Here is a 20,465-nt window from a genome sequence, read left to right as displayed (position 1 = left end):
CATGACGAGCGCGTTCGCCTGGCTGCGCCAGCGCCTGCGGCAACGCGGGGACAGCGAACATGCGCAGGCGCTGGTGCGCATCGTGATGATCGCGCTGATCCTGTGCTACGTGCTGTTGTCGGCCAAGCGCTGGAGCCTGCCGCCGGGGCAGCTGCAGCTGGTGATCACCCTGATCCTGATCGCCCAGGGCCTGTCGCTGGTGCTGATGGGCTGGCTGCTGTGGAAGCCGGGACGCTCGGACCTGCGTCGGATCCTGGGCATGGTCGACGACTACGCGCTGATGTCCGCGGCGATGAGCACCATCGGCGAGCCGATGGCCTGCATCTACGTGGTGGTGATGTGGGTCACCGTCGGCAACGGCATGCGCTTCGGCAACCGCTACCTGATGCTGGCCGTGGTCATGGCCACCACCAGCTTCGGCATCACCCTGGCGCTGAGCGACTACTGGCAGCGCAACCTGGCGCTGGGCATCGGCCTGCTGGTCGGGCTGGCGGCGATCCCGCTGTATTTCTCCAGCCTGTTGCGGCAGTTGACCCGGGCGATGGCCGAGGCGCGCCGCGCCAGCGACGCCAAGAGCCGCTTCCTGGCCAACATGAGCCACGAATTCCGGACCCCGCTCAACGGCCTGTCCGGCATGACCGAACTGCTCGCCACCACCCGCCTGGACGAAGAGCAGCGCGAGTGCCTGGGCACGATCCAGGCCTCGGCGCGGACCCTGCTGGCGCTGGTGGAGGAAGTGCTGGACATTTCCGCGATCGAGGCCGGCAAGCTGCGCATCAACGCCCGCGATTTCTCGCTGGCCGAGCTGGTGCACTCGATCGGCCTGATCCTGGCCCCGCAGGCGCGCGCCAAGCGCCTGGACTACCGCGTGTTCGTCGAGTCCGGGGTGCCCGACGGGCTGCATGGCGATGTGGGCCACCTGCGCCAGATCCTGCTCAACCTGGCCGGCAACGCGGTCAAGTTCACCGACCATGGCCAGGTGGAAATCCGGGTGTCGGTCAGCCAGTCCGGGCAGGACGTGCCGCTGCGGCTGCGCTTCGAGATCCTGGATACCGGCATCGGCGTGCCGGCTGCGCTGCGGCCGCGGCTGTTCGACGCTTTCGAGCAGGCCGACGTGTCCATGGCCCGGCGCCACGAGGGCACCGGACTGGGCACGGCCATCGCCAAGGGCCTGGCCCAGGCCATGGGCGGCGAGATCGGCTACCGCGAGAACCTGCCGGCCGGCAGCTGCTTCTGGGTGGAGCTGCCGCTGGGCCGGGCACTGGCCACGCCCGTGGCCGAGGGCGGGGCGGTGCCGGGCAGCGAGGCCGCGGCCGCCGAGGACCCCGGCAACGTCATCGCCTTCACCGACCCGTTCCGCCGCCACCGCGCGCGCGTGCGCAGCCTGGACATCCTGGTGGCCGACGACCACGAGGCCAACCGCATGGTGCTGCAGCGGCTGCTGCAGAAGGCCGGCCACCGCGTCACCTGCGTGCACGGCGCCGAGGAGGCGCTCGATGCCATGGCCGCGCGCGAGTTCGACGTGGCCATCACCGACCTGCACATGCCCGGCATGAGCGGGCTGGACCTGCTCCGGGAGCTGCGGGTGATGCAGGCCGGTGGCGGACCGCGCACGCCGGTGGTGATCCTCAGTGCCGATGTCACGCCCGAGGCCATCCAGCGCTGCAACCAGGCCGGGGCGCATGCGTTCATGGCCAAGCCGGTGGTGGCGGCCCGGCTGCTGGAGACCATGGCCGACATCGCCAGCGGCGCGGCGGCCGGCAGCCGCGACATGGCCGCGGTGATTCCCACCTTCGCCGACGGCGACGCGGTGCTCGATACCGGCGTGCTCGACGAGCTGACCGCGCTGGGCATGGGCAAGGGCTTCGAGCGCGAGTTCGTGCGCCAGTGCCTGGAGGACCTGGAGAGCGGCATCGGCGCCTTGCCCGGCGATGCGCAGGGCGAGGACTGGACGCGGCTGCGCGAACACGCCCATGCGATCAAGGGCGTGGCCGCCAACCTGGGGTTGCTGAAAGTCGCCCGGCAGGGGGGAGAGTTGATGCGCATGGCCGACTGGCAACTCAAGGGCGAATGGAAGCCGCTGCACGCGCGCATCGGTGCCGCGCTGCAGGAGGGACGCCAGGCGCTGGACGCGCGCGCCCAGGGGCGCGCGCAATCGCACGACGACGTGACCGGCTGAGTTCCATCGCCGTCCCGGTGCGGTTCAACCCCGCACCTGGCCGCTGCGGCGGGTCTGCGCCTTGACCAGCCGGTCCATGGTGCGCAGCGACTTCTCGTCCAGCGCCAGCGCCGCATCCACCCAGACCCGGGTGATGTCCATCAGCTCCTGGTAGTCGACCCGGTTGGAAATGCCCCGTACCGCGTTCATCGCCAGGTACGACTGCGGGATGCGCTGCTGCTGCCGGATCAGGTCGTTGACCGCCTGTTCGCCGTGGCCGCGCGGCACCAGGATGTCGACCACGCCCATGGCATGCATTTCCTCGGCGCTGTACACACGGCCCTCGAGGATGATGCGCTCGGCCAGCTGCGGCGACACCCGCCGGCTCAGGAAGTTGTAGGCGCCCATGCCCGGGAACAGGCCGAACAGCACTTCGGGCAGGCCCATGCCGACGCCTTCCTCGGCGACGATGGTGTGGCAGGACAGGGCCATCTCCAGGCCGCCGCCGAGCGCATCGCCCTGCAGCAGGGCGATGGTGCGGAAGCTGCCGTCCAGTCCGGCATGGAAACGGTACACGCCGTCGACGCAGCTGCGCGCGTAGCGCAGCAGGCCGTCGCCGTCGCACGCGCGGATCAGCGCGGAGAACACGTCCAGGTCGCCGCCGAGGTTGAAGGCGTCGGCCGCCGACGCCAGCACCAGGTGGCGCAGGCGCCCGGGACGGGCCTGCGGGTCGCCAGTGATGCCGTCCAGGTAGGCGTGCATCTCGGTCATCAGCGGCTTGCGGAAGCAGGGGCGCACGCCGGGGCCGGCGTCGGCGTGCATGTGCAGCCAATGCACGTCGCCGACCGCGTCGTCGTGCACGCGGATGGTGGAGTAGGGGGTGGCGTAGTCGGTGGCGGGGGTGCCGACGGGCAACAGTTCGATCGCGTTCATGGGCTGGGTCCTTGCAGGAGGCCCGCAGAATCGGAAGCGTGGGCGGCGGGCCGGACGCTGGCACTCCGCGATCCTACACGCGCCATGGTCCGGCGCATGCGCAAAGGCCCCGCCGGGGGCCGGCGGGGCCTTCAGGGGCACGGCTGGACAGGCGGGCTTCAGCCGGCCGGCGGGGCGTCGCGCAGTTCGCGGCGCAGGATCTTGCCGACGTTGGTCTTGGGCAGCTCCTTGCGGAACTCGACGATGCGCGGGTGCTTGTAGCCGGTCAGGTTGGCGCGGGCGAACTCCTTGACCTGCTCCTCGGTCAGGTTCGGGTCCTTCTTGACGATGACCACCTTGACCACCTCGCCGGATTTCTCGTTCGGCACGCCGACCGCGGCCACTTCCAGCACGCCGGGCATCATCGCGATGACGTCCTCGACCTCGTTCGGGTACACGTTGAAGCCGGACACCAGGATCATGTCCTTCTTGCGGTCGACGATGTAGAAGAAGCCCTTCTCGTCCATGCGCGCCATGTCGCCGGTATGCAGCCAGCCGCCGGCGTCCATCGCCTTGGCGGTCTCGTCAGGGCGGTGCCAGTAGCCCTTCATCACCTGCGGGCCGCGGATGCACAGCTCGCCGACCTCGCCGACCGCGAGCATGTTGCCGTCATCGTCCTTCACGCAGGCGTCGGTGGACGGAATCGGCAGGCCGATGGCGCCGTTGTACTCGGCCAGGTCCAGCGGGTTGATGCAGGCCGCCGGCGAGGTCTCGGTCAGGCCGTAGGCCTCCACCAGGGTGGTGCCGGTGATCTTCTTCCAGCGTTCGGCCACCGCCCGCTGCACCGCCATGCCGCCGCCCAGGGTGACCTTGAGCGAGGAGAAGTCCACATCCTCGAAGCCGGGCGTGTTGAGCAGGCCGTTGAACAGCGTGTTGACGCCGGTGATGGCGGTGAAGCGGTTGTTGCGCAGCTCCTTGACGAAGCCCTTCATGTCGCGCGGGTTGGTGATCAGGTGGTTCAGGCCGCCCAGCTTCATGAAGACCAGGCCGTTGGCCGTCAGCGCGAAGATGTGGTACAGCGGCAGCGCGGTGATGATCACCTCCTCGCCGGGCTTGACCCCCGAGGCGGAGATCCATGCCGACGCCTGCTGCATGTTCGCCACCAGGTTGCGGTGGGTCAGCATGGCGCCCTTGGCCACCCCGGTGGTGCCGCCGGTGTACTGCAGGAAGGCGATGTCGTCGTGGCTGATCTCCACCGGCGGCATGGGGTGGCGCGCACCCAGGCGCAGCGCCTCGCGGAAGCGGATCGTGCCCTTGATGCGGTAGTCGGGCACCATCTTCTTGACGTACTTGAGCACGAAATTGACGATCGCGCCCTTGGGGAAGCCGAGCATGTCGCCCAGCCCGGTGGTGATCACCTGCCTGACCGGCGTGTCGGCGATCACCTGCTGCACCGTGTCGCCGAAATTGTCCACCACCACCAGCGCCGAGGCGCCGGAATCGACCAGCTGGTGCTTCAGCTCGCGCGGGGTGTACAGCGGGTTGACGTTCACCACCGTCAGGCCCGCGCGCAGGATGCCGAAGGTGGCGATCGGGTACTGCAGGCAGTTGGGCATCATCACCGCCACGCGGTCGCCCTTCTTCAGCTGCAGCTCGCCCAGCAGGTAGGCGGCGAACTGGGTCACCAGGGCATCGGCCTGCCCGTAGGTCAGCACCTTGCCGAAGTTGGAGTAGGCGGGACGGTCACGGAACTTGGCTACGGAGGCATCGAACACCGCGGCCACGGAGCGGAATTCATCGACGTCGATCTCGGCCGGCACGCCGGCGGGATAACTCTGCAGCCAGGGACGTTCCTGATTCATCTTCCCCTCCAGGAAATGGTTGTGGTCTAGTTGGTATGGCGGCCATGCGCCGACGGTGGCCGTTGCCGCAGCATACCGTCCAGAATGGAAAAGGCGAAGGGAGCGATGATCCGAACGGTCTTCAACTGCGTGCGTATTGCGCTGATCGTGCTGGTGCTGTGCGCCTGCACGCGGCAGGCGCCGGAGCAGCGCCTGCGCGACACCGTGGCGCGGATGCAGGCCGCGGTGGAACAGGGCGAACCGCGCGATTTCATGGCGTACGTCGCCGCCGACTTCATCGGCAATGACACCCTGGACCGCGCTGGCCTGGACCGGCTGCTGCGCGCGCAACTGCTGCTCAACGCCCGGGTCGGCGCGCGCACCGGCCCGCTGCGGGTCGAGATGGGGCAGGGGGATACCGCGACCGTCCGCTTCAGCGTGCTGCTCACCGGGGGCGACGGCCGCTTCCTGCCCGAGCGCGGGCAGCTGCAGCAGGTCACCAGCCACTGGCGGCAGGTCGACGGGCAGTGGCAGCTCTACGGCGCCAGCTGGTCGCCGGCGGTGGACTAGCATCGGCGGGCGTCGCCGCTCGGCCGCGTCGCTGGCCGCCGGAGCACTCGCGGGGGCACCCGCATGCCCGGCGCCTGCCGGCGACGCCTGCGCATGGGGCGGGGAAGGCCCGGGTCGCCACGATTGCAATCCTGGACAGGTACCTGAATGGAGCCCGGTGGCCGCGTGGTTTCGTCATCCGCCACTCGCGCCTGGCTGTTTATGCTGCCCGCGCAATCCACGCCGGCACGGCCGGCACCAGACGGAGATTCCCCGATGACCACCCGCACCGTTATCCGCAACCTTTCCATCGGCCTGGTGACCGCCGCCGTGCTGTCGGCCTGCGCCACCGGCGGCTCCTATGTGCAGAGTGATCCGTACGGCAACCCCACCCAGCAGCAGAACCGCACCGGCAAGGGCGCGCTGATCGGTACCGCCATCGGCGTGGCCGCGGGCCTGCTCAGCGGCGACAACGCCACCGAGCGCCGCCAGCGCGCCATGGTCGGCGCCGGCATCGGCGCGCTGTCCGGTGCCGCCATCGGCAACTACCAGGACCGCCAGGAGCGCGCCCTGCGCGAGCGCACCGCCAACACCGGCATCGACGTGCAGCGGCAGGGCGACAACATCACCCTGAACCTGCCCGACGGCATCACCTTCGATTTCAACAAGACCACGCTCAAGCCGCAGTTCTACGGCGCCCTCAACGGTGTCGCGGCGACCCTGGCCGAATACAACCAGACCATGATCGAAGTGGTCGGCCACACCGACAGCATCGGCAGCGACGCGGTCAACAACCGCATCTCCAAGGAACGCGCCGACGCCGTGGCCGCCTACCTCGCCGCGCAGGGCGTGCAGCGCGAGCGCATCGAGACCCTGGGCGCCGGCAAGAACTACCCGATCGCCAGCAACGACACCGATGCCGGCCGCGCGCAGAACCGCCGCGTCGAGATCCGCGTCATTCCGCTGCGCTCGTGAGCGGCGCGTAGTACCCCCCCGGAAGCGCCGCACATGCGGCGCTTCCGCTTTTCGCGGTTCGCGTCGCCGGTTCCACCTCCGGCCCTTGCCGGGAATCATCCTGCGGTCAACGCCACCGCTGCAGGCCGTGCACGGGAGCGCCACGTCGGGAGCCGCGTCATTCCACTGTGGTCGTGACCGGCGCGTAGTACCCCCCGGAAGCGCCGCGTATGCGGCGCTTCCGCTTTTCGCGGTTCGCGCCGCCGGTTCCACTTCCGGCCGTCGCCGGGAATCACCCTGCGGTCAACACCACCGCCGCAGGCCGTGCACGGGAGCGTCGCGTCCGGAGCCGCCTCATTCCACTGCGGTCGTGACCGGCGGCGTAGCCGCCGCCCCGGACGCGCGGTGCACGCGGCCCATTCCCTTCCCGCCGGTCGTGCTGCCGGCTTCAGCCCGGGTCGTCGGCGATCACCACGCTGTTGCGGCCGTTGCCCTTGGCCAGGTACAGCGCCGCGTCGGCGCGCGAGAACCAGTCCTGCCAGTACTGCTCGCCGGCATACATGGCCGCACCGAGCGAGATGGTGATGCCGCCGCCCGGGCCGTGCAGCAACTGCTGCACGGATTCGCGCACCCGCTCGGTGAAGCTGGCCAGCGACTCGCGGCTGCCGGCCTCGGCCAGGATCACGAACTCCTCGCCGCCGAAGCGGAACACCTTGTCCTGCTCGCGCAGCTCCAGCCGCAGGATCGCCGCCAGCTCGACCAGCGCGTTGTCGCCGGCGGTGTGCCCGTAGTGGTCGTTGACGTCCTTGAAATGGTCGATGTCCAGGATCACCAGCGCATGCCGGAAACGCCCGTTGCGGGCGCTGCCGATCTGCTGCACCAGGGTCTTTTCCAGCGCGCGGCGGTTCGGCAGCCCGGTCAGCTCGTCCAGCGACGCGAGCTGTTCCAGCCGCGTGCGGTCGCCCTGCAGTCGCCGCGAGAAGCGGAAACCGAACCCCAGGATGAGCGCCATCACCACCAGCGCCTGCAGGTCCAGCGCCGGTCTGCGCAGCACGCCGGGGATCAGCAGCAGCCCGGCCACCAGCAGCAGGTTCGCCGGCGTGGCGATGCGGTTGTGCACCAGGAAGAAGTTGGCCATCAGCGTCAGCAGCGACCACGGCAGGGCGCGGTGGCCCAGTTCGCCGGCGGCCAGCAGACAGCCGGCCACGTTCACCAGGCACAGCAGCAGGCCGGCGCTGGACAGCTGCGCCGCGCGCTTGTGCACCAGCCAGGTGGCGACCACCGCCGGCACCGCGCAGGCCAGCGCCGCAAGTGCCTGCAGCGGCAGCCGCTGCCACGCCAGCCAGCCGGCGAACGCCAGCAGCGCCAGGGCGGCGACCGGGGCAATGGTGCGCAGCGGGGCACTGCGCAGCTCACGCGGCAGCGAAGAGGGCGTCGGCGATCCGGCGGCGGGTTTCATGGCCTTGGCAACATAGCAAGTATGGCGCTGTCGTTCTCTCACCCAGTACGCATCTTCGGCCGCCCGCCGCGGCAGCGGCGGGGTGGTGGCGCCCACCCCTTGCTTCCGGCCCATCCGGCCGCTCCCCCGGCGGTGCTAGATTCGGTTGCCGCCAGCATCCGGGCCGGCACCATTCCAGCGCATGAGGGACACCATGAGCATCCGTTTCACCGCCTGGTCCGCGGCACTGGCCGCGGCCGCTGCCGCCGTGTTGCCCAGCATGCCCGCGCATGCCGAATACGCCAAGCCACCGGCCGAACTGTTGAAGGTATTGACGGCGCCGCCACCGCCGATGCCCAGCGTCGACCCTACCGGCCGGCGCCTGCTGCTGACCACCAGCCAGACCTATCCATCGATCGGCCGCGTCGCCCGGCCGTACCTGAAGCTGGCCGGGCTGCGCCTGGAGCCCGGCAACCGCAGCCGCCACGATACCCCGGGCGGCTACGGCATCCCCGCCTGCGTGGCCGACTTCACCCTGGTCGATATCGCCACCGGCGAACACACCCGCGTGCCGCTGCCGGACGACGCCTGTGCCGGCGGGGCGCTGTGGTCGCCGGATGGCCGCCGCTTCGCCTTCCAGAACGTGGTCGCCGACGCGGTGCAGCTGTGGGTGGGCGATGCCGCCAGCGGCCAGGTCCGGCTGGTGCCCGGCGTGCGCCTGAACCCCATGTTCGGCAGTACCGTGCAGTGGCTGGACGGCGGCAGCCGCCTGCTGGTCAAGCTGGTGCCGGCCGAGCTGGGGCCGGCGCCCGCCGGTGACGACGTGTACGGCCCGGACGTACAGGAATCGCTCGGTGCCAAGGGCGAGAGCAGCACCTACGAAACCCGCGACACCCTGGCCAGCGCCCATGACGAACGCCTGTTCGCCTACTACGGCCTGTCGCAGCTGGCGGTGGTCGAGGTCGGCTCCGGCGAGGTCCGCGCGGTGGGCGCGCCGCAGCTGTACAACGGCGTCAACGGCGCGCCCGACGGCGTGCATGTGCTCACCCAGACCCTCAAGCCGCCGTTCTCGCACGCGGTCACCTACCAGCGCTTCGGCTACGACGTGGACGTGCTGGACGTGACCACCGGCAAGCGCACCCGCATCGCCTCGCTGCCGTTGGCCGAGCGCGTGCCGGTGCACGGCGTGCCGGAGGGGCCGCGTGATTTCGACTGGCGCGCGACCGACCCGGCCACCCTGGTGTGGGCCGAGGCGCTGGACAAGGGCGACTGGAATGTCAGCGTGCCGCAGCGCGACCGGCTGATGCTGCAGTCGGCGCCGTTCACCGACCCGCCGCGCGAAATCGCCCGCACCAACCAGCGCTACGCCGGCTTCGACTGGACCGCGCAGCCGCAGCGCAGCTTCCTCAACGAGTACGACGAGAACCGTCATTGGCGGCAGACCCGCATCGTCGACATCGACGACCCCAAGCAGGCCGCGCGCCTGCTGTGGGACCTGTCCAGCGATGAGCTGTATGCCGACCCCGGCAGCTTCGTCTACCAGCGCCTGGGCAACGGCGCGGTGGTGGTGCGCGAGGAGGACGGCAAGGTATTCCTGCGCGGGCAGGGCAGTTCGCCGCAGGGCGACCGCCCGTTCCTCGACCGCCTGGACCTGGCCACGCTCAAGAGCGAGCGCCTTTTCCGCAGTGCGGCCGATGCCTACGACCAGTTCCTCGGCTTCACCGCCGAACCGGGCCGCTACCTCACCTGGCACCAGTCGGTGATCGATCCGCCCAATGCCTGGCTGCGCGAGCTGGGGGCGCGCGCTGCCACGGCCCGCGACGGCGAGGCCCAGTACGCCGCCGAAGGCCGCCGGCTGACCCAGGTCGCCGACCCCACCCCGGAAGTGCGGCAGATCCAGAAGCGGCTGGTCACCTACAAGCGTGCCGACGGCGTCGACCTGTCCTTCACCCTGTACACCCCGCCGGGTTACAAGGAAGGGCAGCGCCTGCCGGCCATCCTGTATGCCTATCCAGCCGATTTCGCCAGCAGCGCGCAGGCCGGGCAGGTGTCCGGCTCGCAGCAGACCTTCACCCGCCTGGCGCCCTACCGGCTGATGCTGCTGGCCGGCTACGCGATCATCGACAATGCCTCGTTCCCCATCGTCGGCGACCCGAAGACGGCCTACGACACCTACCTGGAGCAGCTCACCGCCGACGCCAGGGCCGCGGTGGACAAGGCCGTCGAGCTGGGCGTGGTGGACCGCAACCGCATCGGTGTCACCGGGCACAGCCACGGCGGGCTGATGACCGCCAACCTGATCGCCCACACCGACCTGTTCAAGGCCGGCGTGGCCACCAGCGGCTCGTACAACAAGACCTTCACCCCGTTCGGCTTCCAGAACGAGCGCCGCTCGGTGTGGCAGGCGCAGGATGTGTACCTGAAGGCCTCGCCGTACTTCTATGCCGACAGGATCAAGCTGCCGCTGCTGCTGGTGCACGGCGAGGACGACGCCAACCCCGGCACCGAGCCGTTCCAGTCGCGCAAGCTCTACCAGGCGATCCGTGGCAATGGCGGCACCACCCGCCTGGTGATGCTGCCGCACGAGCCGCACTGGTACACCGCGCTGGAATCCAACGCGCAGCTGGTGGCGGAAATGCTGGCCTGGTTCGACCGCTACGTGAAGAACGCACCGGCACAGGCGGCCGCGGACAAGTAAGCCGCCCGGCGGATACTGCGCTACGGGAAGCCCGTGCACGCGGGCTCCTGTCCCGCGTACCGAGAAGCCGTGCCAGCCACGCGCGTGGCCTGCACCTCGGGATTCCGCATTCGCCTTGGCTGTCGGCTGCCCGTATCCATGCTGGAGCTGGGGCTGGCAGCCCCGGACGCGACTGGGGACCACCGCCATGCCGGTGCGCAGCCCCGTGACGGTGACGGGCAGTGGGAAGGCCGGCTGCTTCATCAGCACGTCCACACAAGGTGCCGGTCGCGCGCCATGCCAGGGTGCCAATCCCCGGCACGGGGTGGTGGATGTCCGCATGGCTGGGGAACGCAGCATCGCCGGATGGTCAATGGCACGGTCGCGCACCGTGGCGGTCCCATCGTGGTCGGCAGCGGCGGTGCGCGGCGCAGCGTTGCTCGCCGCGATTGATTGATTCGGATCACTTCGATCGAGCGGCCGGCGGTTCATACTCGTGTCGTCCCTTCACGATGGCGGGGTTCGGCATGCGGCTGGGTTCGCGTTCACTGATCATTCCGGTGGTGTTGGCCGGATTCCTGTTGCCGGCACTGGCGGTTCCGCGCAGCACCTGGCCGACAACGGCCATGCTCAGCCTGGGCTCGGGCGTCACCGCGGTTTCGCTGATGGCACTGGCCGCGGTGCTTGGCGCGCGCTGGAAGATCGTCGAGTCGCTGTTCGATGGCCTGGACCGCGTGTACGAGACGCACAAGTGGCTGGGTGTGTGGGCGCTGGTGTTCGCCTCGATACACCTGGTCTTCAAGGCGGGTGCGCAGGCGTGGGAGGTGGCGCCGATCCTGGCGCTGCCAGGGCCAGTGACGCGCCTGGTCCGCCAGCTCAGCTTCGTGGCGATCATGCTGATCGTACTGCTGGCACTGAACCGCAAGATCCCGTATCGCAGCTGGCGCTGGTGGCACAGGCTGTCCGGGCCGCTGTTCCTGGTCGTGATCGCGCACTGGCTCAGCTTCAAGTCGCCCATCGTGCTGGGCAGCCCGGCCGGCGTGTGGCTGGCGCTGCTGTCGCTGCTCGGCGTGGCGGCGGCGTTCTACAAGCTGCTGTTGTATCCGCTGTGGTCGCGGCACGCGCGCTACCGGCTGGATGCGGTGTCCTCGACCGGCAATGCGGTCTACCTGCAGCTGCGGCCGGAGGGCAGGGGGATTCCGTTCCAGCCCGGCCAGTTCGCGTTCCTGTCGTTCGAGCACGACGGCCTGCGCGAGCCGCACCCTTTCACCATTGCCAGCGCCGGACGCACCGATGGAGGCATCGCTTTCATGGTGCGTGCGCTGGGCGACTACACCGAGCGCCTGGTGCGCGAGGCCAGGCCGGGCCTGCTGGCCGAGGTGTATGCGCCGTTCGGGCGTTTCCTGCGGGCGCCGGACGATGGCCGGGAAATCTGGATCGCCGGCGGTGTCGGCGTGACGCCGTTCATCTCCTGGCTGCAGGATGCCGATGCGGTGGGGCTGGAGCGGGTGACCTTCTTCCACTTCTACACCCCCGGACGCGAGCTTCCCGAGGTGCTGGACCTGCAGGGCCTGGCCGCGCGGCGCGGGGTCGAGCTGGTCGAGATCGCCACCGGCCCGGGCGATGCCGGGTTCCGCAGTCGCTTCACCCGGTTGGTCGAGGAGAGCGGGGCATCGGCGCCGAGCATCCATTTCTGCGGTCCGGGCGGACTGCTGAAGCAGGTACGCCAGCTGATGCGCGAAACCGGGGTACCGGAAGACCGCCTGCACCGCGAACTGTTCGAGTTCCGTTGATGCCGCCAGCAGCGCCGGGCAGGGCGCACGCGCGGAGGGCATGACGGCAACGAAGTGTTGGTTCTCTGGACGGAGCGGTGGCCGATGCAATGGCGGAACGATTGCCCCATGCCTGGCCGCACCCCGCAGGTGTTGGCCGGCGGGGCCACATCCGGCGAACGATGAGGGCGGCTGCGTGCAGTCGTCCGTTCGCTCTGATGCCGGCCGGCATCGAACGTCGTGTCGCCGGGCGCACAAACCCGGAAAGAATGCGATGTGCGCGTTGGACATCTCATGCCCGGTGGCGTGCGGGTAACCAGCCTTGCCGGTGCACTGCCGGCATCTGCACAAGTACGCGCGATCGATACCGGATACCGGTTCTTTCATCGCCCGCAATCGCCTCAGACAGGTTCGTGATGGCGTGTCGGGATGCTGCGCATTGCACGGTGAATTGCCGGATTGAAAGCATGAATCCAGCCTGTTTCCGCATCTTCACGGGCCATCCACGTGTACCAACATCAGCTGAAGGCGTGGTCATTGCATCCATGAAAAGGCCGCTATATTCCAGGCTCCCCCGACGAAGCAGGAGTGGAATGTTCATGACCCGACAACATCTCAAGAGCGCAGGCATGCTGGGTGTCGCACTCGTCGCCACCCTCGGCCTTGGCGCCTGCGCGACCTACAAGAACGAGTTCGCCAACATCAACAGCCGCCTCGACCAGCTCGACGCGAAAGTGCAGGGTGCGGCGCAGAGTGCCGAATCGGCCAACCAGTCCGCGCAGCGCGCCAACCAGCGCCTGGACCAGATCGAAGGCCGCGTCCAGCAGCTTGAAACCGCCCCGCGCCGCGCCGCGCGTGGTTGATCGTTTCGCACCCGGCGTGGTGCATCCATGAACCCGGTTCCGGTGGCCGGTCACGGCCACTGGATCCGCTTCCCCACGCGCTCGACGTATCCAGGGAGAGCCCCTTCCGCATGTACCGACACGCTGCAATCCGCGCCTTCCGCGCGAGCGCGCTGGCCCTCGCCCTGGCCTGCGCCGGCGTCGCCACGGCCAGCGCCCAGGACACGACCGGCGCCCAAGACACCGCCGGCGTGGCCGCGGCCGCCGTCGATGAGCTGCCGCCGGGGCAGGAAGTGTCCGATACGGTGATCGCGCTGGCTGGCTGGGTGGTGGCCACCCGCGACACCGAAGGCTATCCGTTCGCGATCATGGACAAGGCTGCGGCGCAGATCCTGGTGTTTGGGGGTGACGGCCGGCTGCGCGGCGCGGCGCCTGCGCTGTTCGGCTCGGCGGTCGGCGACCACATCGCCCCGGGCATCGCCGGGCTGGCGCTGCGCGAAATCCCCGGCCGCGACCGCACCACGCCCGCCGGCCGCTTCGTCGGCGGCTACGGTCCCTCGCTGGATGCGGGCCGCGTGCTGTGGGTGGACTACGACTCTGCGGTATCGATCCATCCGACCGCCACCGGCGTGCCCGCCGAACGCCGCCCGGAACGGCTCGCCTCGCCGACACCGGACGACAACCGCATTACCCATGGCTGCATCAACGTCTCGCCGGCGTTCTACGAGCAGGTCGTGCGCCAGACGTTCGAGCGCGGCGGCGTGTTCTACATCCTCCCGGACAAGGAACCGCTGGCCAAGACGTTCCCGGCGTTCGCGCAAAGCCGCACGGCTGCGCAGGGCGGCGGCAAGGACACCGGACGCGCCAGCCACTGAGGCGCGCCAGGCTTGCGCGGACGGCGGGTGCCGCCACTGCCGCGCGCTGGAGCGCTGGCGATGCCCCGGTCGCACGCCACGAACACCCTCCACGCGCCGGCGCTGTGCACGCGGCGCCATCAGCCAACGGCTTCGAAGGCCGGGTGATAGCTCACTTCGGCGACGGGTATTTCTCCGGCCAGCGGCAAGGCCTGGAAATACGCCGCGGGGACACCCGGCAGTACCAGTTGTGGGCACGCCCGGAACCCGAAGCGCGCGTAGTAGCGTGGATCGCCCAGCAGCACGCAGCCGGCGCCGCCCATCGTTTGCAGCCGCCGGATGGCTGCGGCCATCAGCGCCGCGCCGATGCCGTGGCCCTGCCGGTCCGGGCGCACCGAGATCGGACCCAGCCCATACCAGCCGGTGTCGCCCGAGGACAATGTCACCGGCGACAGCGCGACGTGGCCGACCAGGTCCTCGCCCTCCAGCGCCACCAGTGAAACGCACAGCTGCCCGGCCTCGCGCAATGCACCGACGATGAACTGTTCGGTGTGGCTGGCATGCGCTGCGTTGGCGAACGCCGCCACGGTGACGCGGGCGATGGCGTCCACGTCGCCGGGCGTTTCATCGCGGATGATCGGGTTCATGGGGCGGTCCGGTGAATGAGTCGCGCTGGCTGACGTTCCGGTTGCGCAGGGCACTGCAGGCATGCGCGTGGGTACCGTCGGCAAGGGCTTTACATCGCGGCAGGGTGCCGTGGCGGCGATTCCGTGTCCACCCGCTGGCCAGCGCTCAGCGTGACGCGTCTGCCGACAGTGCCCAGGCGGCCACCAGCCAGGCGATGCCCATCGACATGAGCCACATGCCGATACCGGCAGCCGAGAACTGGCCCGCGAGCCACTCCTGCCAGCCGATGCGTAGCAGGGGCGTCTGCGCAAGTGCCCACCCCGCGGCACCCGCGCCCATGGAAAGCCCCAGCCACAGCGGCCAGCGGAGGCTGCGGCGTGGCGGCAACCGTCGCATCACCCGGTCGCTGAAACCGTCGTCCGCAACCGGGCCTTCGAATTCGCGGCGCAGGAGCGTGCCCAGGTCGCGTTGTCGTGGATCATTCATGGGTGTGTTTCCTCGCTGTCGTCAGCGCGCCACGCCGCCAGGCATGCCTTGAGTTTGGCCTTGCCGCGCAGGGCGTGGGTCTTGACCGTGCCCAGTGGCATCGCCAGCACATAGGCCGCCTGGTCATGGCTCAGGCCCATCTGCACGCAATGCAGCAGCACGGCCTGTTCTGCAGTGGACAGGCGGCCCATACAGCGCTGCAGGTCCACCTGCAGGTCCACGCCGTCTGCCGGTGCCTGCAGCAGCGCCAGGCCTTCCGCTTCCGTGCGCTCGCGCTGTGTGGGTTGGCGGCGTGCCTGCAGGAAGCAGGTGTAGGCGATGCGGTACAACCATGTCGAGAACTGTGCATCGCCGCGGAACTGGGCCAGCTTGCGCCAGGCCAGGAGAAAGGTCTCCTGGGCCAGATCATCGGCCAGGGCATGGTCGCCATGCAGCAGCCGCCGCAACTGCGCGCGCACCATGCCCTGGTGCCGTCGCACCAGCTGCTCGAATGCCTGGCGGTCGCCGTGCCGGGCGCGTGCGGCCAGGGCCTGGTCCACGCGCGCGGCCGCGGCATTGTCAGCCACGCACGCCGTCCCGGCGGTCCAGGTAGGCGCTGGCCAGGTACCCCAGGCCGGTGGCCAGGGGCAGCAGGCCGATGCCCCACAGCTGGCTGACCGCCAGGCCGCTGTCGAACCCGCCGGGCAGGGCCAGGAACATTGCCATCAGCCCGAGCCCGCCGCCGACCAGGACCAGCCCGTGGCGCCGCTGGACGTCCGCCGCCGATGGCTGCAGCCACTGCGAGCCCAGGTCCACGCCCTTGTCGGCCAGCGCCAGCAGGGCGGTGTACCGGGCCTGGGTCTGCAGGTAGCGGTAGCGCAGCACGATCAGCACGATCAGCACGGGCGCGAGCATCACGACCAGGGGAATGAGGAGAAAGTCCATCGTATGGCTCCTTGTAGCGGTGGCAGGTGCGGGTAAGGACGGAAACGGGCGGAACGGAGATCCGGGGGTGGCTGATCAGCGCGGCTGCGCGCTGGCCGCGAGCAGGTCCGCGATGCGTTCGGCGAGCATCCAGTTCTGGCTCTCGCCCTGGTTGCTGGTCAGTGCCACGGTTGCCCCGGTTTCCCAGACCATGGCCAGGTTGGCCGTGGTGCCCTCGATGCCGCCGGCATGGCCGCGGACATGCAGCCCGTGCGACAGCCGTTCGCCAAACCCGGCGGCATAGCCGCCGGGCCCGGCAGGCACCGGGTCGGCGAACATCCGTTCCAGGGTCGCCGGCGTGACCAGTTTGCCGGCACGCAGCGCCTTTGCGAACCGCAGCAGGTCGGCGTTCGTGGAGTAGCCCCCGCCGGCAGGGCCGCCCTTGTAGCCGAGCTTGAGCCAGGCCGCTTTCCAGGTGCTGGAGAAAAGCCCGTCGCGGTAGTAGCCGACCGCCAGCCGCGGCACCACTTCATCGAGCGTGTCGAAACCACTGTCGTGCATCTGCGCAGGGGCGAAGACGTTGCGCTGCAGGTACTGGTCGTAGGGCTCGGCGGAGGTTTTTTCGACGATGCGGCCGAGCAGCATGTAGCCGGCGTTGCTGTAGTTCCATCGGGTACCGGGCTCGGCGACGCGTGGTTGCCGCGCGATCAGGTCCAGGTAGTCACCCGGATCAACGAAACGCCGCGAATCGGCGAAGTACTCCGGTACCAGGAAATCCCCGAGCCCTGCGGTGTGGTGCAGCAATTGCCACAGGGTGATACGGCGCGCACTGGCCTGGTCGGGATACTCGGGCAGGTGCTGTGCCAGGGTGTCGTCCCACGACAGCTTGCCGGCCTCCACCAGCTGCGCGATGGCCACGGCGGTGAACATCTTGTTGATCGAGCCGATATGGAAGCGGGTGCGGTGATCGGCCGGCACGCCGAAGTTGCGTTCTGCAAGGCCGCGGCATTCGTCGAACACCACGCTGCCGGCCTGCTGCACGGTCAGGCAGCCGGAAAAGTCCTCGTGCTGCGCGAGGCGGTCGAGCGCGCCCCGCAGCAGGCGGGTCAGGCCGGCCCCGGTGGCGCCGCCCTGCGTCGGCCAGCCGGCATACAGTCGTGGATCGTCCATCGGCAATGCCATCGCCTCGGACAGCCGTCCCGGGTTGTCCGGATCCCCGGTCAACCACAGCAATGCCGGCCTGCCGTCACGGCGTGCCTTGACGGCGACGCCAAGTACGCCGGGATGCCGCGCGTCGGTGCGCACATCGGACACCTCCAGTCCGCCGCCGTCGCGTGCGGCCGAGACCAGCCCGGCGACGAACGCGGCCTTGTCCTGATCGCCGATGGTGTCGGACAGGATGCCCGGCAGCCATTGCTCGAGCTGTGCCGGCGCGGCGCTGTCCACCTGCTGGAGCAGTTGCCGGGCGACGCGGCCCGTGGCGGTGTCCGGCAGCGTCGGGCGGGCATCGGTGGCGGCCAGGGCGGGGCCGGCGAACGCCAGCAGGGCCGCGGCGCGACAGCCGGCGACGAGTCGCCGGCCGATCAGGCGCGTGCGACGGGAAAGGGGGCGGTGGGTGTGCATGCGTCCTCGCTGTCATGCCGCCATCGGGCGGGTTCATGGCTTGGATGCAGCAAGTGCGCGGTTTGGATTCAGCCGCTTTGCGGATGCGGCGGCAAGTGGGCGGGTACCGGGCGGATGGCGTGGCCGGTGCGCGGTCGATCCCGGCGCCGCCCCCGGGCCGCCGTCGGCATGCCACTGGTGCGCCCCGGCAACGGGGCGCGCCAGTGGCCGGATGGATCAGCCGAGGATGCCCGGCAGGTCCAGCCCCTTTTCCCTCGCGCAGTCGAGGGCGATGTCGTAGCCGGCATCGGCGTGGCGCATGACCCCGGTACCCGGGTCGTTCCACAGCACGCGGGCGATGCGCCGGTCGGCGGCTTCGCTGCCATCGCAGACGATGACCACGCCGGAGTGCTGGCTGTAGCCCATGCCGACGCCCCCGCCGTGGTGCAGGCTCACCCAGGTGGCGCCGCCGGCGACGTTGAGCATGGCGTTGAGCAGCGGCCAGTCGGACACCGCATCGCTGCCATCCTTCATCGCCTCGGTCTCGCGGTTGGGCGAGGCGACGCTGCCGCTGTCCAGGTGATCGCGGCCGATCACCACCGGTGCCTTCAGTTCGCCGTTGCGGACCATTTCGTTGAAGGCCAGGCCGAGCTTGTGGCGCAGGCCCAGGCCGACCCAGCAGATGCGCGCCGGCAGGCCCTGGAAGCTGATGCGCTCGCGCGCCATGTCCAGCCAGCGGTGCAGGTGCGGGTCGTCGGCGATGATTTCCTTGACCTTGGCATCGGTACGGTAGATGTCCTCCGGATCGCCGGACAGCGCCACCCAGCGGAACGGGCCGACGCCGCGGCAGAACAGCGGGCGCACGTAGGCGGGCACGAAGCCCGGGAAGTCGAACGCGTTCTCCAGGCCTTCGTCGAACGCCATCTGGCGGATGTTGTTGCCGTAGTCGACGGTCGGGATGCCCTGCGCGTGGAAGGCGAGCATGGCTTCCACGTGCACGCGCATGGCCGCCTTGGCGGCATCGCGTACCTTCTCCGGGTGGGTCTTCTGTTCGGCCAGCCACTGCTCCACGCTCCAGCCGATCGGCAGGTAGCCGTGCACCGGGTCGTGGGCGCTGGTCTGGTCGGTGACGCAGTCCGGGCGCACGCCACGGCGCACCAGCTCGGGCAGGATCTCGGCGGCATTGCCGAGCAGGGCGATGGACCTGGCTTCACCGGCGGCCGTGTACCTGGCGATGCGCGCCAGCGCGTCGTCGATGTCGGTGGCCTGTTCGTCCACGTAGCGGGTGCGCAGGCGGAAGTCGATGCTGCTCTGGCGGCATTCGATGGTCAGACTGCTGGCGCCGGCCAGCGAGGCGGCCAGCGGCTGCGCGCCGCCCATGCCGCCCAGGCCGGCGGTGAGGATCCACTTGCCGGCGAGGCTGCCGCCATAGTGCTGGCGGCCCATCTCGACGAAGGTCTCGTAGGTGCCCTGCACGATGCCCTGGCTGCCGATGTAGATCCACGAGCCGGCCGTCATCTGGCCGTACATCATCAGGCCTTTCTTATCGAGCGCGTTGAAGTGTTCCCAGTTGGCCCAGTGCGGCACCAGGTTGGAGTTGGCGATCAGCACGCGCGGCGCATCGGGGTGGGTGGGGAACACGCCGACCGGCTTGCCCGACTGCACCAGCAGGGTCTGGTTGTCGTCCAGCCGCTTGAGCGTTTCCAGGATCCTGTCGTAGCTCTCCCAGTCGCGCGCGGCGCGGCCGATGCCGCCGTAGACCACCAGCGAGGCCGGGTCTTCGGCCACCTCGGCGTCGAGGTTGTTCTGCAGCATGCGGAACGGCGCCTCCGTCTGCCAGGACTTGCAGTTGAGCGTGTTGCCGCGCGGCGCGCGGGGGCTGCGGGAAGGGTCGTGACGGGTGTTCATGCATCTCTCCGGGCGAAATCGAGGCAGGCGCGCAGTACCTGTTGCAGGGTGTCGCGCACCGCGGTGGCGTGGATGGGGTCGTAGGGCGTGGGCCAGCTGTGCTCGTCCACGTCGGCGGGCGCGGGCTCGTGCATGTAGCCGCGGCAGCCCAGTTCCATCTGCAGGGTGTGCACGCCGCCGGGAATGTCGCTGTAGTGGCGGGTGATCCAGCCGCCCTTGAAGCGGCCGTTGCGTACATGGCCCAGGCCGCTGAGCGCGCACAGGTTCTCGACCACGTCGGTCAGCGCGTTGTCGCAGGACGTGTCGGGCTCGCCGGTGGGGCCGGCGCTGCCGATGTTGAACTGCGGCAGCTCGCCGTCGAACAGGTGCGGGATGCGCGAGCGGATCGAGTGCGCGTCGTAGACCACCACGGTGGGGTGGCGCTGGCGCAGGCGCGCGATCTGCGCGGCCAGCGCGGCGTGATAGGGCGCGAAGTAGGCTTCGCGGCGGCGCGCGATCTCCGCATCGTCCGGTTCGTGGCCGGCGCGGTACAGCGGCTGGTTGTCGAAGGTGGTGGTCGGGCACAGCCCGGTGGTGTTCTGGCCGGGGTACAGCGAAACCCCGGACGGGTCGCGGTTGACGTCGATCACCGAGCGCGAGACCGCGGTGCGCACGGTGGTGGCGCCCAGGTCGCGGGCGAAGGCATACAGCTCATGCACCCACCAGTCGGCATCGCGCCGCGCCAGCCACGGCGACACGAAATGGCCGGCGAGTTCATCCGGCAGCCCGGTGCCGGTATGCGGGAAGCTGACGATCAGCGGGGCATCGCCTTCGTGGATCTGCAGCCAGTCGGGATGGGAGTTCATGGCATGTCGTTGTCGTTGGCGGGAGGTGGCGGTTGCCTTCTCCCGCGGGAGAAGGTGGCGCGACGCGCCGGTTGGGGGCGGGCGGATCGGGCGATGT

Annotated in this window: 17 protein-coding genes; 7 read left to right on the top strand and 10 right to left on the bottom strand. The window is 69.8% G+C overall.

The genetic code is table 11. The features are described from left to right. Position 1: 1 nt before the first annotated feature. Positions 2–2,179 carry a response regulator gene (locus tag ACJ7VY_RS08925; protein ID WP_104938900.1) on the top strand — a complete coding sequence of 726 codons (2,178 nt, stop codon included), beginning with the start codon at positions 2–4 and terminating at the stop codon, positions 2,177–2,179. Positions 2,180–2,203: 24 nt separating this feature from the next. On the opposite strand, the gene ACJ7VY_RS08920 is transcribed toward ACJ7VY_RS08925, so the two are convergent. After that, positions 2,204–3,091, bottom strand: a complete 888-nt coding sequence (locus ACJ7VY_RS08920; RefSeq protein WP_104938899.1) for a crotonase/enoyl-CoA hydratase family protein — start codon at positions 3,089–3,091, stop codon at positions 2,204–2,206. 158 nt (positions 3,092–3,249) lie between these two features. Next, positions 3,250–4,932, bottom strand: coding sequence for a long-chain fatty acid--CoA ligase (locus tag ACJ7VY_RS08915; protein ID WP_104938898.1), 1,683 nt, complete (start codon positions 4,930–4,932; stop codon positions 3,250–3,252). 105 nt (positions 4,933–5,037) lie between these two features. On the opposite strand from ACJ7VY_RS08915, the gene ACJ7VY_RS08910 reads away from it, so the two are divergent. Both ACJ7VY_RS08910 and ACJ7VY_RS08905 read left to right on the top strand, forming a co-directional pair. Continuing rightward, positions 5,038–5,481, top strand: a complete 444-nt coding sequence (locus tag ACJ7VY_RS08910) for a nuclear transport factor 2 family protein (RefSeq protein WP_312347521.1) — start codon at positions 5,038–5,040, stop codon at positions 5,479–5,481. A 255-nt stretch (positions 5,482–5,736) separates the two neighbouring features. Next, positions 5,737–6,435, top strand: a complete 699-nt coding sequence (locus ACJ7VY_RS08905) for an OmpA family protein (protein WP_104938896.1) — start codon at positions 5,737–5,739, stop codon at positions 6,433–6,435. 427 nt (positions 6,436–6,862) lie between these two features. On the opposite strand, the gene ACJ7VY_RS08900 is transcribed toward ACJ7VY_RS08905, so the two are convergent. Continuing rightward, positions 6,863–7,873 (bottom strand): sensor domain-containing diguanylate cyclase, encoded by a 1,011-nt coding sequence (locus tag ACJ7VY_RS08900; RefSeq protein ID WP_293763868.1) that lies wholly within the window; start codon positions 7,871–7,873, stop codon positions 6,863–6,865. A gap of 193 nt (positions 7,874–8,066) precedes the next feature. Here ACJ7VY_RS08900 and ACJ7VY_RS08895 point away from each other — a divergent pair, with 193 nt between their 5' ends. The 4 genes from ACJ7VY_RS08895 to ACJ7VY_RS08880 all read left to right on the top strand — a co-directional run bounded on the left by ACJ7VY_RS08895 (position 8,067) and on the right by ACJ7VY_RS08880 (position 14,018). Then, the gene (locus ACJ7VY_RS08895) at positions 8,067–10,550 is read left to right on the top strand and encodes a prolyl oligopeptidase family serine peptidase (RefSeq protein WP_409475444.1); all 2,484 of its coding nucleotides are present in this window, start codon (positions 8,067–8,069) and stop codon (positions 10,548–10,550) included. Between the two features lie 506 nt (positions 10,551–11,056). Further along, positions 11,057–12,322: a ferredoxin reductase family protein gene (locus ACJ7VY_RS08890; protein WP_313248581.1), complete on the top strand. Its 1,266-nt coding sequence runs from the start codon at positions 11,057–11,059 to the stop codon at positions 12,320–12,322. 572 nt (positions 12,323–12,894) lie between these two features. After that, complete coding sequence (locus tag ACJ7VY_RS08885; RefSeq protein ID WP_104938893.1) at positions 12,895–13,164, top strand: hypothetical protein; 270 nt, start codon at positions 12,895–12,897, stop codon at positions 13,162–13,164. Positions 13,165–13,316: 152 nt separating this feature from the next. Next, the gene (locus ACJ7VY_RS08880; protein ID WP_409476800.1) at positions 13,317–14,018 is read left to right on the top strand and encodes a hypothetical protein; all 702 of its coding nucleotides are present in this window, start codon (positions 13,317–13,319) and stop codon (positions 14,016–14,018) included. Between the two features lie 119 nt (positions 14,019–14,137). Here the strand turns inward: ACJ7VY_RS08880 and ACJ7VY_RS08875 are convergent, their stop codons facing one another. From ACJ7VY_RS08875 to hutG, 7 genes are all read right to left on the bottom strand, one after another. Then, positions 14,138–14,644 carry an N-acetyltransferase gene (locus ACJ7VY_RS08875; RefSeq protein ID WP_313248583.1) on the bottom strand — a complete coding sequence of 169 codons (507 nt, stop codon included), beginning with the start codon at positions 14,642–14,644 and terminating at the stop codon, positions 14,138–14,140. Between the two features lie 145 nt (positions 14,645–14,789). Continuing rightward, positions 14,790–15,110 carry a hypothetical protein gene (locus ACJ7VY_RS08870; RefSeq protein WP_313248585.1) on the bottom strand — a complete coding sequence of 107 codons (321 nt, stop codon included), beginning with the start codon at positions 15,108–15,110 and terminating at the stop codon, positions 14,790–14,792. Continuing rightward, entirely contained in the window at positions 15,107–15,676 is a 570-nt protein-coding gene (locus ACJ7VY_RS08865) for a sigma-70 family RNA polymerase sigma factor (RefSeq protein WP_313248587.1), read from the bottom strand. Before ACJ7VY_RS08865 ends, ACJ7VY_RS08870 begins: the two co-directional genes overlap by 4 nt. Next, on the bottom strand, positions 15,669–16,034 hold the full coding sequence (locus ACJ7VY_RS08860; RefSeq protein WP_104938889.1) for a DUF6249 domain-containing protein: 366 nt from the start codon (positions 16,032–16,034) through the stop codon (positions 15,669–15,671). The genes ACJ7VY_RS08865 and ACJ7VY_RS08860 overlap by 8 nt, the downstream gene beginning before the upstream one ends. 75 nt (positions 16,035–16,109) lie before the next feature. Next, positions 16,110–17,636, bottom strand: coding sequence for a serine hydrolase domain-containing protein (locus ACJ7VY_RS08855; RefSeq protein WP_313248589.1), 1,527 nt, complete (start codon positions 17,634–17,636; stop codon positions 16,110–16,112). Positions 17,637–17,852: 216 nt separating this feature from the next. Beyond that, positions 17,853–19,523 carry a urocanate hydratase gene (gene hutU, locus ACJ7VY_RS08850; RefSeq protein ID WP_313248591.1) on the bottom strand — a complete coding sequence of 557 codons (1,671 nt, stop codon included), beginning with the start codon at positions 19,521–19,523 and terminating at the stop codon, positions 17,853–17,855. After that, positions 19,520–20,368, bottom strand: coding sequence for an N-formylglutamate deformylase (hutG, locus tag ACJ7VY_RS08845; RefSeq protein WP_161615214.1), 849 nt, complete (start codon positions 20,366–20,368; stop codon positions 19,520–19,522). The genes hutU and hutG overlap by 4 nt, the downstream gene beginning before the upstream one ends. Between the last annotated feature and the right edge of the window lie 97 nt (positions 20,369–20,465).

The organism is Stenotrophomonas sp. Y-13 (assembly GCF_046267925.1).
Lineage (GTDB): Bacteria > Pseudomonadota > Gammaproteobacteria > Xanthomonadales > Xanthomonadaceae > Stenotrophomonas > Stenotrophomonas acidaminiphila_A.
The sequence above is the reverse complement of the archived record's forward strand: the minus strand, read 5'-3'. Positions and strand labels throughout refer to the sequence as shown.